At 64.0% G+C, this 13,309-nt stretch carries 12 protein-coding genes; all 12 read right to left on the reverse strand.

Going from position 1 to position 13,309, the window contains the following annotated elements; genetic code table 11:
- Window positions 1-17: 17 nt before the first annotated feature.
- The 12 genes from urtE to O987_RS25825 all read right to left on the reverse strand — a co-directional run bounded on the left by urtE (window position 18) and on the right by O987_RS25825 (window position 13,304).
- Window positions 18-710: an urea ABC transporter ATP-binding subunit UrtE gene (gene urtE, locus O987_RS25770; RefSeq protein WP_003060654.1), complete on the reverse strand. Its 693-nt coding sequence runs from the start codon at window positions 708-710 to the stop codon at window positions 18-20.
- A 210-nt stretch (window positions 711-920) separates the two neighbouring features.
- A complete protein-coding gene (urtD, locus tag O987_RS25775; protein ID WP_043375636.1) occupies window positions 921-1,796 on the reverse strand; it encodes an urea ABC transporter ATP-binding protein UrtD in 876 nt (291 codons plus the stop codon).
- Entirely contained in the window at window positions 1,793-3,022 is a 1,230-nt protein-coding gene (gene urtC, locus O987_RS25780) for an urea ABC transporter permease subunit UrtC (protein ID WP_051962263.1), read from the reverse strand. Before urtC ends, urtD begins: the two co-directional genes overlap by 4 nt.
- A gap of 139 nt (window positions 3,023-3,161) precedes the next feature.
- Window positions 3,162-4,775, reverse strand: coding sequence for an urea ABC transporter permease subunit UrtB (urtB, locus tag O987_RS25785; RefSeq protein WP_051962264.1), 1,614 nt, complete (start codon window positions 4,773-4,775; stop codon window positions 3,162-3,164).
- Between the two features lie 105 nt (window positions 4,776-4,880).
- The gene (gene urtA, locus O987_RS25790) at window positions 4,881-6,149 is read right to left on the reverse strand and encodes an urea ABC transporter substrate-binding protein (RefSeq protein WP_043375638.1); all 1,269 of its coding nucleotides are present in this window, start codon (window positions 6,147-6,149) and stop codon (window positions 4,881-4,883) included.
- Window positions 6,150-6,398: 249 nt separating this feature from the next.
- A complete protein-coding gene (locus tag O987_RS25795; protein ID WP_043377039.1) occupies window positions 6,399-7,787 on the reverse strand; it encodes an FAD-binding oxidoreductase in 1,389 nt (462 codons plus the stop codon).
- Window positions 7,788-7,878: 91 nt separating this feature from the next.
- The gene (locus O987_RS25800; protein ID WP_003060640.1) at window positions 7,879-8,784 is read right to left on the reverse strand and encodes an ABC transporter permease; all 906 of its coding nucleotides are present in this window, start codon (window positions 8,782-8,784) and stop codon (window positions 7,879-7,881) included.
- Window positions 8,781-9,593 carry an ABC transporter ATP-binding protein gene (locus O987_RS25805; protein ID WP_003060638.1) on the reverse strand — a complete coding sequence of 271 codons (813 nt, stop codon included), beginning with the start codon at window positions 9,591-9,593 and terminating at the stop codon, window positions 8,781-8,783. The genes O987_RS25800 and O987_RS25805 overlap by 4 nt, the downstream gene beginning before the upstream one ends.
- A gap of 34 nt (window positions 9,594-9,627) precedes the next feature.
- Entirely contained in the window at window positions 9,628-10,620 is a 993-nt protein-coding gene (locus tag O987_RS25810; RefSeq protein WP_043375641.1) for an ABC transporter substrate-binding protein, read from the reverse strand.
- Window positions 10,621-10,664: 44 nt separating this feature from the next.
- On the reverse strand, window positions 10,665-11,522 hold the full coding sequence (locus tag O987_RS25815; RefSeq protein WP_003060635.1) for a creatininase family protein: 858 nt from the start codon (window positions 11,520-11,522) through the stop codon (window positions 10,665-10,667).
- 28 nt (window positions 11,523-11,550) lie between these two features.
- Window positions 11,551-12,012 (reverse strand): RidA family protein, encoded by a 462-nt coding sequence (locus O987_RS25820; RefSeq protein WP_003080988.1) that lies wholly within the window; start codon window positions 12,010-12,012, stop codon window positions 11,551-11,553.
- A complete protein-coding gene (locus O987_RS25825) occupies window positions 12,009-13,304 on the reverse strand; it encodes an amidohydrolase family protein (RefSeq protein WP_003060629.1) in 1,296 nt (431 codons plus the stop codon). Before O987_RS25825 ends, O987_RS25820 begins: the two co-directional genes overlap by 4 nt.
- Window positions 13,305-13,309: the final 5 nt, after the last annotated feature.

Consider the following 13,309-nt stretch of genomic DNA (forward strand, 5'->3'; position numbering starts at 1 on the left):
TTTTCTTCGCCCGCTGTTCAAATAGCCACCAGCGAGCGCACGTTCTTCTCCTGCATCTCGCTGCCCGGGCCCGATGCGATCACCTCGCCGCGCTCCATCACCACATAGTGGTCGGCCAGCTCCTCGGCGAAGTCGTAGTACTGCTCGCACAGCAGGATGGCCATGTCTCCGCGATTGGCCAGCATGCGGATCACGCGGCCGATGTCCTTGATGATGCTGGGCTGTATGCCCTCGGTGGGCTCATCCAGGATCAGGATCTTGGGCTGCGGCGCCAGCGCGCGCGCAATGGCCAACTGCTGCTGCTGCCCGCCCGAGAGATCGCCGCCACGGCGGTGCAGCATCTGCCCCAGCACGGGGAACAGCTCGTACAGCTCGCCCGGAATCCGGGTGCCTGCCGAACAATAGGACAGACCCATACGCAGATTGTCTTCCACCGACAGGCGCGAGAAGATTTCGCGCCCCTGAGGCACATAGCCGATGCCGCTGCGCGCGCGCTCATAGGGCGTCCTGCGCGCGATATCGCGGCCCTGCCATTCAATGCCGCCGCTTCTGATGGGAACCAGCCCCATCAGACTTTTGAGCAAGGTGGTCTTGCCCACGCCGTTGCGGCCCAGCAGCACCGTGACCTTGCCGATCTCGGCCGTGAAATTCACGTCCCGCAGGATGTGCGAGCCGCCGTAGTACTGATGCAGGTTCTGAACTTTAAGCATTTTCAACCTCTAACGCTTACACAGAAAGCGCAAGCAGCTATCTAATTTGACTATCTGCGAAGCGCATGACGTTTGAAACTGGCGCTGCCCAATCAAAGAGACAGCGAGGAAGCGCCGCCGCGCACCGAAGCAGTCGTCCCCCTCCCTCAGCGCGAAGCGCGCAGAGAGAGGGGAAGGCGCGGGGCCGCCCAGGCAAAGTGCCTCAGGGGGTTACCTCCCAAGATACACCTCGATCACGCGCTCGTCAGCCTGCACCTCGGCCAGCGTTCCCTCGGCCAGTACCGAGCCATCGCAAAGCACCGTGACCTTCTCGCTGATGGTGTCGATAAAGCTCATGTCGTGCTCCACCACCATCAGCGAATGCTTACCCTTGAGCGTCAGAAACAGCTCGGCCGTGCGCACCGTTTCCTCATCGGTCATGCCGGCCACAGGCTCGTCGAGCAGCAGCAGCTTGGGCTCCTGCACCAGCAGCATGCCGATCTCCAGCCACTGCTTCTGTCCGTGACTGAGCAGCCCGGCTTGGCGCGTTACGCTGCCTGCCAGATGAATGGTGTGCAGTACCTCGGCAATGCGATCCCTCTGCGCGCCGCTGAGCTTGAACAGCATGGAGGAGGCAATGCCCTTGTGGGTCTTGAGCGCCAGCTCCAGGTTCTCGAACACGCTGAGCTGCTCGAACACCGTGGGCTTCTGGAACTTGCGGCCAATGCCCATGGCGGCGATCTCGGGTTCCTTGTAGCGCAGCAGATCGATGGTGGAGCCGAAGAACACCGTGCCGCTGTCGGGCCGGGTCTTGCCGGTGATGATGTCCATCATCGTGGTCTTGCCCGCACCATTGGGGCCGATGATGCAGCGCAGTTCACCGGGCGCGATATCGAGGTTCAGACCGTTGATGGCCTTGAAGCCGTCGAAGCTCACATGCACGTCTTCGAGATAGAGGATGCGGCCGTGGGTCACATCCACTTCGCCGGCCACCACGGGGCGCGCCAGACTGGCGTTGCGGCCGCCGGATTCGGTGCGCAGCGCGGCTTCGCGCTGCTGGTAGGAAGCCAGGCGCTGCTCGCCTTCCTGCATCAGATCGGGGGTCATGCGCGCACTCCTTCAAGGGCATCGGCAGAAGCCGGCTCGGCAGCGGCTTTGGCAGCTGCGGCTGCAGTCTGGTTCAACGGATCCCGGACCTGGGCCTTGCGCTTCTCACGCCACTGGCGAAGCTGCTGCGGCAGGCGAATCAGTCCTCCCGGCATGAACAGCGTCACGACGATGAACAGCGCACCCAGCACGTACAGCCAGTATTCGGGTGCGGCCACGGTGAGCCAGCTCTTGCCGCCATTGACGGCAAACGCGCCGATGATGGGGCCGACCAGCGAGGCACGTCCGCCCACGGCAGTCCACACCGCCATTTCGATGGAATTGCCCACGCTCATCTCGCTGGGGTTGATGATGCCCACCTGGGGCACATAGAGCGCGCCCGCCAGGCCGCACATCATGGCCGAGATGACCCAGATCGACAGCTTGTAGGGCAGCGGGTTGTAGCCGCAGAACATGGTGCGCGATTCGGCATCGCGCACGGCCTGCAGCACGCGGCCGTACTTGCTGCGCACCAGCCAGCGCGAGAACAGAAAGCAGCCCAGCAGCGCCAGCCCCGACAGCGCGAACAGCAGCACATGCATGGCTTGCGAATTGACGGAAAAACCCAGCAGGGTCTTGAAGCCCGTGAAGCCGTTGTTGCCGCCGAAACCGGTCTCGTTGCGGAAGAACAGCAGCATGGCGGCGTAGGTCAGGGCCTGGGTGATGATGGAGAAATACACGCCCTTGATGCGCGAGCGAAAGGCGAAGTAGCCGAACAGCCCGCCGATCAGGCCCGGAACCAGAAACACCAGCAGCACGGTGGCGGCAAAGCTGCCCGACAGCGCCCAGTGCCAGGGCAGCTCCTTCCAGTCCAGAAAACCCATGAAGGCAGGCAATGCATCGGGGCCTGCGGCCTCGCGCATCAGGTACATGCCCATCACATAACCGCCCAGTGCGAAGAACAGGCCGTGGCCCAGGCTCAGGATGCCGGTATAACCCCAGATCAGGTCAATCGCCAGCGCGCAGATGGCATAGCACATGAACTTGCCCAGCAGGCCCAGCATGTAGTCGGACAGGTGCAGCGCACTGTCCTCGGGCACCCACAGATTGAGTGCGGGAGCCACGGCGCAGACCATGGTCAGGGCCAGCAGAAATGCCGTCCAGCCCTTGCCGCTGAGCAAGGACTCGGGAGCAGGAAGTACCAGCGGTGGTGCGGATGCAGGGGATGAAGAAGTTGACACGCTCATAGCTCCGGTCCAGAACGCAATGTTTGAGAAAGCCAGCTTTCGCAAGGAACAGCGAGCAAGGGCCTACGCCGGCCGCGCCGCCCCGCAGCGAGGCTGTCGTCCTCCTTGAGGGGGGAAGGCGCGAAGCGACTCAGGGAGTTCATGTTTCCGCACTGCGGCCCTTCAGGGCAAAAATGCCTTGCGGACGCTTTTGAATGAAGACCACGATGAACAGCAGCACGGCGATCTTGGCCAGCACTGCCCCGGTCCAGCCTTCCAGCAGCTTGCTGAGCACGCCCAGGCCCAGAGCCGCGTAGACGGTGCCAGCCAACTGCCCCACGCCGCCCAGCACCACCACCAGGAAACTGTCCACGATGTAGTTCTGCCCCAGATCCGGGCCCACATTGCCGATCTGACTCAGGGCGCAGCCGGCAAGACCAGCGATACCGGAGCCCAGTGCAAACGCATAGGTGTCGGTGCGTGCCGTGTTGACGCCGACACAGGAGGCCATGGCGCGGTTCTGCGTCACGCCGCGCACGAACAGGCCCAGCCGCGTTCTGGCGATCATGAAGGCCACGCCCGCCAGCACGGCAAACGCAAAGACGATGATGGCGATGCGGTTCCAGGGCAGTGTGAGATTGGGCAGCAGCGCAATCCCGCCGCTCATCCAGACGGGGTTTTCCACACCCACGTTCTGCGCCCCGAAAAGGCTGCGCACGGTTTGCTGCAGCACCAGGCTGATGCCGAAGGTGGCCAGCAGGGTCTCCAGCGGGCGACCGTAGAGAAAGCGGATCACGCCGCGCTCCAGCACCGCACCGACCAACGCCGAGGCCAGAAAGGCCACGGGAACGGCCACCACCAGATACCAGCCGAACAGGGACTCGGGCAGCCAGCGCTGGAATGCGACCTGCACCAGATAGGTCGCATAGGCACCGATCATGATCAGCTCGCCGTGCGCCATATTGATAACGCCCATCAGGCCATAAGTGATGGCCAGACCCAGCGCCGCCAGCAACAGCACCGAGCCCAGGCTGATGCCGCTGAAAATCGCCCCCAGCCTGTCGCCCCAGGCCAGGCCTTCGGCAATGCCGGCCAGCGCGGCCTTGATGGCTTTCTGCACGCCGGGATCGGACTCTTCGGACAGGCGCTGGTTCAACAGCAGCTGCGTCTCCGGCGTCTGCTGGCGCGACAGCTGCTCCACCGCCTTCAGACGCTGCTGCACCTCGTCGCTGCCCAGCAGGCTGGCAGCCTGGCTGCGCTCCAGCAGAGCTCTGACCTGCCCGTCCTGTTCAGCGGCCAGCGCTTTTTCGATCAGCGGAAGCCGCCCGGCATCAGGCTCGGAGGCCAGTTGCTCGGCAGCCTTGCGGCGCGCCTGCACATCGCTGCTGCCCAACGCCAGCGCGGCCTGCGCCGTGTCGATGACCGAGCGCAGGTAATTGTTGCTGACGACCTCCTCGGCATCCGCCGGGAGTTGGACGGCCTGGCCGGTCACCGGGTCGGTGACCGCGTCGCCGCTCATTACATAGACCTTGCCCTGGGACACGCGCACTTCATCGTTGGCGAGCGCGCCCAGATAGGCCGACAGGCGGCCGCCGTCGGTCTGTGCATCCGGCGCCAGCACGGCCTGATTGATCGCCAGCACGCGCTGCTCGGAGTCGTCTGCCGCAGCCATGGCATAGGCCTGCTCGGTCGTCAGTGCGTGACTGGCAAAGCTCAGCAACGAGCCCAGCCCGGCGGCCAATGCCAGCCTCAATGACTTGCGCAGTATGTTCATAGGAATTTCAGGTTTCTAGCGCTGCAGCCCTTGTCAATAAAGCGCAAGCAGCTATCTCTTCAGGACTGGAGAGCCCACCAGACCTCTCCAGTCCGAGGGAGCGAATCAGGAGCTCTTGCCGTTGGGCTCATCCTTCTTCTTGTCGTTGCCTTCGATATACGGGCTCCAGGGCTGGGCCTTGATCGGGCCCTTGGTCTTCCAGACCACGCTGAACTGGCCGTCTGCCTTGATCTCGCCGACCATCACGGGCTTGTGCAGATGGTGGTTCTTCTCGTCCATCTTCAGGGTGAAGCCGCTGGGTGCGGCAAAGGTCTGGCCGGCCATGGCGGCAATCACCTTGTCGGTATCCGTGCTCTTGGCTTTTTCCACGGCCTGCTTCCACATGTGGATGCCAACCCAGGTGGCTTCCATCGGGTCGTTGGTCAGCGGCTTGTCCTTGTGGCCGGCGATGTTCTTGGCCTTGGCGTAATCGCCCCACTGCTTGATGAAGGCCGTGTTGGTCGGGTTCTTCACACTCATGAAGTAGTTCCATGCCGCCAGGTGACCGACCAGAGGCTTGGTGTCCACGCCGCGCAGCTCTTCCTCACCCACGCTGAAGGCCACCACCGGCACGTCCTTGGCCTTGAGGCCGGCATTGCCCAGCTCCTTGTAGAAGGGCACGTTGGAGTCGCCGTTGATGGTCGAGATCACGGCGGTCTTGCCACCGGTGGAGAACTTCTTCACATCGGCCACGATGGTCTGGTAGTCGCTGTGGCCGAAGGGAGTGTAGGTTTCCATGATGTCGGAATCCTTCACGCCCTTGGACTTGAGGAAGGCACGCAGAATCTTGTTGGTGGTGCGTGGGTACACATAGTCCGTGCCCAGCAGCACAAAGCGCTTGGCACCGCCGCCTTCCTTGCTCATCAGGTACTCGACAGCGGGAATCGCCTGCTGGTTGGGCGCGGCACCGGTGTAGAAGACGTTCTTGGAGAGTTCCTCGCCCTCGTACTGCACGGGGTAGAACAGCAGACCGTTGTTCTGCTCGAACACCGGCAGCACGGATTTGCGCGACACGCTGGTCCAGCAGCCGAAGACCACGGCCACCTTGTCCTGGGTGATCAGCTGTTTGGCTTTTTCGGCAAACAGCGGCCAGTTGGAGGCGGGGTCCACCACCACGGGCTCCAGCTTCTTGCCCATCACGCCGCCCTTGGCGTTGATGTCGTCGATGGCCATCAGCACCGTGTCCTTGAGCACGGTCTCCGAGATCGCCATGGTGCCCGAGAGGCTGTGCAGCACCCCGACCTTGATGGTGTCTGCAGCCAGCACCTGAGAAGTCAACCCCAGGCCCAGAGCCATGGATGCAGCCAGTGTTGTGAGGGTTCCGCGACGATTCATTTCAGCACTCCCAGGAGGTTTTGTTCGGTCACATTGACCGCAGAACCTGAAGTGCAATTACCGTGCCAGCCCCCTGCGGCACGGCCTGAAAGCCGCCGGAATCGGCGCCGCTGCCTCTTTTGGGTCAGATGCGGCCCGGACGCGTCTTCCTGCGCTCAGCAACGTCCGTCAGCAAGCACCATTGCAGTGCCCCATGCACCAGATGCAGACCGCACCGGGCCGCAGGCACTATTGAAGTGCATGACCGCCTCAGTCGGTCGGGATGCAGGCCGGCAGCGCTGCGCTGCGCAGCTTTCCGGGATTGAGCAGATTCAGGGGGTCGAAATCGGCCTTGGTCTGCAACAGCGCGGGATCGAGCTGGTTGTTGGCCTTGCCGTCTTCCACCACGTAGACATGCGGATTGTTGATCTGCACGCCATGCTTGCGATAGATGTCCATGATCGCGTTGAGCCGCTCGGCCGAGCTGAAGCGCACCAGCTCCAGCCCGCTGCAGTTGAACTGTCCCTCCTTGGTGCGCAGAAACTCCAGATGGAACAGGACCTCGTCACCGAGCTCGCTGCGCAAGGCCTTGAGCTGCTCGCCAAACCTTGCGGGGTTGTAGCCGGTCTGCAGATAGGTCAGCTCCCGGTCCAGCTTCAGCGCATGCAGGGTCGTATGGTTCCAGCAATACTCGATCAGCGATTTGTAGCCCGCAGCCGGCTGCGCAGACCAGCGCCCGCGCTCGCAGTAGCTGAGGGTGCCGCCGTGACGCTCCAGCAATAGCTGCATGGCCTCCTCGGCTTCGGGTGCCACCAGCGCGATGACCGCGTGGCAGCCCGGGGGCAGATGCTCGGCCAGACTGGTGAAATAGGCCGGCACCGGAGCCGCCACCAGGCTCAGCTCCTTCTTGCGGATGCCAGGAGCATTGCCCAGCTGCTGCGCAAAGCCCAGCGCCTCGTCAAAACCCGTGAACGTGGCAATGCATTCCGTCCAGTTCGTAGCATCTGCCAGCGCCACTTCGAGCTCGAGCACGATGCCGGTCGTGCCATAGGTATGGTGCAGACGCATGGCATCGGCACCGCGCAGTTCCAGAATGCGGGGCTCGGCCTCCACCGTCATCACGCGCGCAGCCAGCACATTGCCCGCAGAGGCGAGCGGCCCGTAGGTGATGGAGCCGGCACCGCCGAAGCCTCCGCCGAACAGTCCGCCCAGGGTGGCGCTGCGATAGGTGGACGGCAGCCAGCGCAGCTCCTGCCCCTGCTCGCGCGCCAGCTGGTCAAAGTCCGCCAGACGTATGCCGGCCTGTGCCCGGCCCACACTGCCGCGCACCCAGCACAGGCTGTTGTAGCCGCTCAGATCCAGGATCAGGCCGCCGTGCAGCGGCGTGCTCTGGCCGTAGTTGCCGGTGCCGCTGCCGCGCAGCGTGATGGGAACGCCCCGACGCGCGCAATGGGCCACGACCTGGGCAATCTCGGCCTCGGTGCGCGGACGCACCGCAATGTCGCCGCGCTTGCCCTGCAGGGCCTGCTTCAGAACCGGACTGAACCAGGAAAAATCCTGGGACAGGCGCGACACTTTCAGGGAGTCGGTGATCCAGTCCAGCGCAGGCAAGACGCTGGCCAGCTGGCTGCTGTTCTCGGCAATCGAATGGGTGTTCATGGTCATGGCGCAAAAAAACAAGGCGTGAGTCGGCCCATATGCCGCGCAGTGCGGGCATGACGGGAGCAGAAATGAGCAAAGGGGTAAAGCGCTAGTCGCTACCGGATTCGCTGGCATGCCAGCCGCCCAGCGCCCGGCGTGTGCACCAGGCCATGAGCACGAACAGCGCCACGCCGGTCAGCGAAATCAGCAGCAGTGCGGCGAACATGCGCGGGATGTTGAGCTGAAAGCCCGCTTGCAGGATCTGGTAGGCAAGACCCGCCCCCTGCCCGCCGGTTCCGGCAACAAACTCGGCCACCACGGCACCTATCAACGCCAGGCCGCTGGAGATGCGCAGCCCCCCGAAGAAATAGGGCAAGGCACTGGGAATGCGCAAGCGCATCAGCACCTGCAGGCGCGTGGCCCGGTTGAGCTTGAAGTAGGCCAGCAGATCCGGCTCCACACTGCGCAGGCCCAGCGTGGTGTTGCTGATGATGGGAAACAGCGCCACCAGCGCCGCACAGATCACCATGGACAGCACCGGGTCCTTGACCCAGATGATGATCAGCGGCGCCACGGCCACGATAGGCGTCACCTGCAGCAGCACGGCATAGGGAAACAAGGCCGTCTCGATCAGCTTGCTCTGCACGAATACAAAGCTGATCAGGACGCCCGCCACGGTGGCCAGGGCAAAGGCCAGCAAGGTGATCTTGACGGTGACCCACAGGGACAGGCCGAGTGCCACCCAGTCCGTCATCAGGGTCTGCAGCATCAGCAGAGGCGAAGGCACCAGATAAGGCGGCAACTCCAGCCCCGTCACCAGGGCCTGCCAGACCAGCAGCAGCACAAGGCCCACCAGCGCCGGCAAAAGCACGCGCTGCACCTTGGGCTGAAGCAGCCAGGGGGTGGCCGCCTTGCCGGACTTGGCGGCAGCCACCGCACGCGCGCCGGTCGCGGCAGACCTGCTGTCGGCGGCCCTGGCCGCATCATCGGGAATGGAAGCGGGCAAGGCGCTCATGACAGACTCTCCTCCACAATGGCACTGGCGCGCAGCAGGCTCGATTGCAACTGCTGCGCATGGCGGGCGAACTCGGGGCCGAGCATGAAATCGGCAGGCCGAGGATAGGGGGCATCGATGCGAAACTCCTCCACCACCCGTCCCGGCCTGGCCGCCATCATCACCACCCGGCTGGACAGAAAGACGGCCTCGTGGAGGGAGTGGGTGACAAAGATCACCGTCAGCTTCTTCTTGCTCCAAAGCTCCAACAACTCCGCGTCCAGCTTGTGGCGCGTGATCTCGTCGAGCGCGCCGAAAGGCTCATCCATCAGCAGCAGATCGGGCTCGGTCACCAGGCCGCGGGCAATCGAGACGCGCATCTGCATGCCTCCGGACAACTCGCGCGGCAGGGCCTTGGCAAAGCGTGCCAGACCCACCAGTTGCAGTGCCTCCGCGACGCGCGCATCGGCCTCTGCACGCGGCACACCAGCCAGATCCAGCGGCAGCCGCACATTGGTATGCACGCTGGACCAGGGCATGAGCGTGGGCTGCTGAAAGACAAACGCCATCTTCTTGCCGCCGGCCTGCAGCTGCGGCACCGGCTTGCGCCAGAGCAGCAGTCTGCCGTCGCTGGGCTCGAGCAGACCCGCAACCATCTTGAGCAAGGTGCTCTTGCCGCAGCCCGAGGGGCCGAGCAAGGTCACGAACTCCCCCTCTTCGATGCGCAGGTCGACGGGCAGCAGCGCCTGCGTGCCGCCGGGATAGGTTTTCTCTGCAGACAGCACCTCCACTGCGGGAATTGCTGCTGCGGGAATATCAGAGCCGCTCATAGTTGCCTTTCGCTGCTGCTGCCAGCCCATGCCCTCAGGGCAGGACCTTGATGTTCTGAATCAGGCTCAGGTTGTAGGCATCGGCCTGCTTGACCTTGGCCGGATCGATCAGCTTGGCGCTGACCAGGAAGTCATAGCTGGCCTTGGCCCGCGCATCGGTCATCACGCCGATGCCCAGCTTGGCTGCATCTCCGCCGGCGACCATATTCATTTCCTTGAGCTTGCCCACGCTGTAGGCCAGCTGTTCGTCGGTCATGTTGGGGTTGTCTTTCTTGATCAGGGCATTGGCCGGCGCGGGATCGGCCAGATAGCTCTTCCAGCCTTCCATGGAGGCGGTGACAAAGGCCTGCACCGCCTTGCTGCGCTCCTTGATCGTCTTGTCCATGCAGGAGATGGTGGTCGCATAGGCCGGGAAGCCCTGATCGCTGAACATCAGCGTGTTCGCCTTGACGCCGGCCTTCTGAATCGCAAAGGGCTCGGAAGTCAGATAGCCTTGCTGGGCCGAGTTCTTGTCCACCAGGAACGGCTGGATATTGAAGGTATAGGGCCGGGTCTGGGAGTCGGTGAAACCATATTTGGCCTTGAGCCAGGGCCAGTAGCCGCGCTGCGCGGAGGCGGCGATCAGAATGGTCTTGCCCTTGAGGTCCTCGAACCGCTTCACGTCCTCGTGAGCGATCAGCACCTGCGGATCCTTCTGGAACACCGCTGCCACCGTGGTCACGGGAACACCGCCCTCGCGCATCTGCACCATCTGCAGATCGCTGGAACCCATGACACAGTCGGCCTGACCGGCGGCCATCATCTGCGTGATATTGACCTGGGGGCCGCCCATCTTGATGCTGACATCCAGGCCATGCCTTTTGTACAGCCCTGTGGCCACGGCCTGGTAGAAGCCGCCATGCTCGGCCTGGGCATACCAGTTGGTCATGTAGACGAATTTTTCCTCGGCATGGCCGAGGCCGCTCAGACCGCAGGCCAGCATGGCCGCGCAGGTCAGGGGTTTGAGGAGTTTGGCAGTCTTCATCATGGCGGATCTCCGAAGGTTTGAAACAGGCAAGGCGTGGAAAGGCGTCAGGCCAGGGCAGGCTCCACATGCCCCTGATGCTGGGCCCGGCCCCAGGTGGCTTCGTCGCGGCTGGCCCATTGCAGCTCGTGCAGCTCGGCAATGGCGGCGGCCCAGCTGCGGGCCAGGGATTGCAGAATCTCCTGCCCCTGCTCCGCAGTTGCGGGGGTCGGATCACCGATCACGCCGCTGGGTCCGAAGTCCCGTGCGGTCCAGGCGCAGGCGGGACGGCCGTCGGGCGACAGCAGGCTGGAGGGGAACACGGGCGGATAGTTGATGACGGCCCGCTCCATGTGCACGGTCTGCGGCGCCAGCGCCAGCATCAGCGCGGTCTCGGCATGGCCTGCATGCATGGCCAGCTTTTTCTCCAGGTTCGACAGGTACTGGCCTGCGACATGCGGCACGCGCCAGGTAAAGCTCGGCACCACGATGAAGTCGCCATGGCGCAGGCGCAGCTCGCGCGCCGCGATCTCCAGCACCTGGGGCTGGCCGCCGTGGCCGTTGACGAACAGCAGCTTGCGAAACCCTGCGCGATACACCGACTCGCCGATTTCATTGATCGTGGCCAGCAGGGTTTCACCGCTCAAGGTCACCGTGCCGGGAAAGTGCAGATGCTCCTCCGACTTGCCATAGACGATGGGGGCCATGGCGAATGCAGGCACGGCAGCGGGCAGCTGCGCCATGGCGGCACCGACCACGCCCGCCGCAATCGTTGCGTCCACCGAGCAGGGCAGATGCGGGCCATGCTGCTCCATGGCGCCCACAGGCAGCACGATCACGGTATTGGCCTTGTCCGGCAGGGCCGCAACCTCAGTCCAGCTCAGATAGGGCAGAAAGCGGTCGGCAGGGGTGTATCCATGCAGCATGGGTTCTCCGGGGTGAGTGATGAATGGGTCAACGCAAGGGCAGATAGGCCGTGGCCTCCACCTCGATCAGAATGTCCGGCGTGGGCAACATGCCCGTCACCTCGACCACCGTGGAAGCCGGTGATTCGCCAGGAAAAAACAGCTTGCGTACACGGCTGTACTGCGGAAACTGGTCCAGATTGCGGAAGTACTGCACCAGCTTGAAGACATCCGACATCTGGCCGCCGGCGGCCTCCACCGTCTGGCGAATGCGGTCCAGCACCCACCAGCTCTGTGCCAGGATGGGGCCCTCCTTGATATCGGTGCTGAATTCACCGGTACGCCCGATCAGCGCCGCCGCTTCAGCAGGAATGTCGGCATAGCCACGCACGATGCGATTGGCCCCCGGGTCCACGGCGATCACGCCCGACAGGAACACCAGATCGCCCGCCCGCCGCCAGGCCGCATAACGTGCCAGGGGCTGGGCAATGCCTGTGGTATCTGTGCTCATGCAACGCTCCGTTCAATGCAGGCTGTGAACCAGGCAGCCAGCGGCTCTCCGTTGCTGACGCGCCCCTCGCGCATCACCACACGGCGGTGGCTGCGGGATGGAAAGCCGCTGACGCCGGACTGAGGAAGGATCACCAGATCGGCTGTCGAGCCTGGCTGCAGCGGCATACGGCCGACACCATGACCCAGCCAATCGCGGCGACAGACGCTGTCGCTCCACTCGTCGAAGGCCGAAGTCAGCTGCGCGGCCGCCACTGCGGTACTGAGCGCCTCCAGCGGATCGAAACTGCCCAGCGGGCAGAAGGGGTCCTGCACGTTGTCGCTGGAGATCATCAGCGGTATGCCGCGCGCCCTGGCCTCCTTGACCAGCGTCAGACCTCGCTGCCGCGGCGTGACACCGGTTTGCGCGTCCTGCAGCAGCAGGTTCGTCACCGGCAGGCTGACCATGGTGATGGGAGTGCTGGCCACGGCATCCAGCGTGCGCAGCGCCTGCTCCAGCGGTTGCGCCGCCAGCGCGCAGGTATGGCCACAGACCACACGGCCTTCGAAGCGCAGTTCCTTGAGCAGCGCGGCCGTGGTGGCCAGTCCCTGGGCTGCGGGGTTAAGTTCCTCATCCACATGCAGGTCCACGTCCAGGCCGTGCTGCTGCGCAGCCTCAAGCAGATTGCACAAGGCCTGCGGGCTCCAGTTGGTGGAATGGACAAAGCCGCCGAGCAAGGCCCCCGCGCCACTGAGCGCCACCTGCTTGGCCAGACGCATCGCCACACCGCGCTCCTCATACAGATGCAGGGGAATCAGGCTGACGCGCTCGAGCAGCACACGCCCGGCCCATTCCTGCGCCAGCTCGCGCAGCACTTCCCAGGCCACGGGCACCGAGTCCGGCTCCCACCAGTCGCAATGGCTGCGTGCATGCGAAACACCGGCTTCATAGGCCCATTGCAGGCCCTGGCCCGCACGACGGCGCACATCGGCCGCCGTCCAGTTCTGCTTGTCCTCCATCATCGCCTCTATCGCTGCCAGCAGGCCCGGCTTCACGGGTCCCATGCGCTCCAGCGTGAACGCCTTGTCCAGATGCAGATGTGCGTCCACCATGGTCGGCAGCACCAGCGCTCCTTGCAGATCCCATACCTGGGAGCCAAAGCTGCGCGGCAGGCCAGGAGCTTCGTCGGCTATGGCAGCAATGCGCCCGTTGGCGATTTCCAGGCGCGACAACGGCATCTCGCTGCGCTGTCCCAGGGCCGCGAGCAACCAGTGCGGCAGCCGTGCGTTGCAGAGAGTCAGATGTGAGGACATGGAGA

The sequence above is a fragment of the Comamonas testosteroni TK102 genome (assembly GCF_000739375.1).
GTDB classification, from domain to species: Bacteria; Pseudomonadota; Gammaproteobacteria; order Burkholderiales; family Burkholderiaceae_C; genus Comamonas; species Comamonas brasiliensis.

What these genes read in the sequence shown, in the direction of transcription:
- urtE (WP_003060654.1), bottom strand. Translation starts at nt 710, where the DNA reads ATGCTTAAAGTTCAGAACCTGCATCAGTACTACGGCGGCTCGCACATC.
- urtD (WP_043375636.1), bottom strand. Translation starts at nt 1,796, where the DNA reads ATGACCCCCGATCTGATGCAGGAAGGCGAGCAGCGCCTGGCTTCCTAC.
- urtC (WP_051962263.1), bottom strand. Translation starts at nt 3,022, where the DNA reads ATGAGCGTGTCAACTTCTTCATCCCCTGCATCCGCACCACCGCTGGTA.
- urtB (WP_051962264.1), bottom strand. Translation starts at nt 4,775, where the DNA reads ATGAACATACTGCGCAAGTCATTGAGGCTGGCATTGGCCGCCGGGCTG.
- urtA (WP_043375638.1), bottom strand. Translation starts at nt 6,149, where the DNA reads ATGAATCGTCGCGGAACCCTCACAACACTGGCTGCATCCATGGCTCTG.
- O987_RS25795 (WP_043377039.1), bottom strand. Translation starts at nt 7,787, where the DNA reads ATGAACACCCATTCGATTGCCGAGAACAGCAGCCAGCTGGCCAGCGTC.
- O987_RS25800 (WP_003060640.1), bottom strand. Translation starts at nt 8,784, where the DNA reads ATGAGCGCCTTGCCCGCTTCCATTCCCGATGATGCGGCCAGGGCCGCC.
- O987_RS25805 (WP_003060638.1), bottom strand. Translation starts at nt 9,593, where the DNA reads ATGAGCGGCTCTGATATTCCCGCAGCAGCAATTCCCGCAGTGGAGGTG.
- O987_RS25810 (WP_043375641.1), bottom strand. Translation starts at nt 10,620, where the DNA reads ATGATGAAGACTGCCAAACTCCTCAAACCCCTGACCTGCGCGGCCATG.
- O987_RS25815 (WP_003060635.1), bottom strand. Translation starts at nt 11,522, where the DNA reads ATGCTGCATGGATACACCCCTGCCGACCGCTTTCTGCCCTATCTGAGC.
- O987_RS25820 (WP_003080988.1), bottom strand. Translation starts at nt 12,012, where the DNA reads ATGAGCACAGATACCACAGGCATTGCCCAGCCCCTGGCACGTTATGCG.
- O987_RS25825 (WP_003060629.1), bottom strand. Translation starts at nt 13,304, where the DNA reads ATGTCCTCACATCTGACTCTCTGCAACGCACGGCTGCCGCACTGGTTG.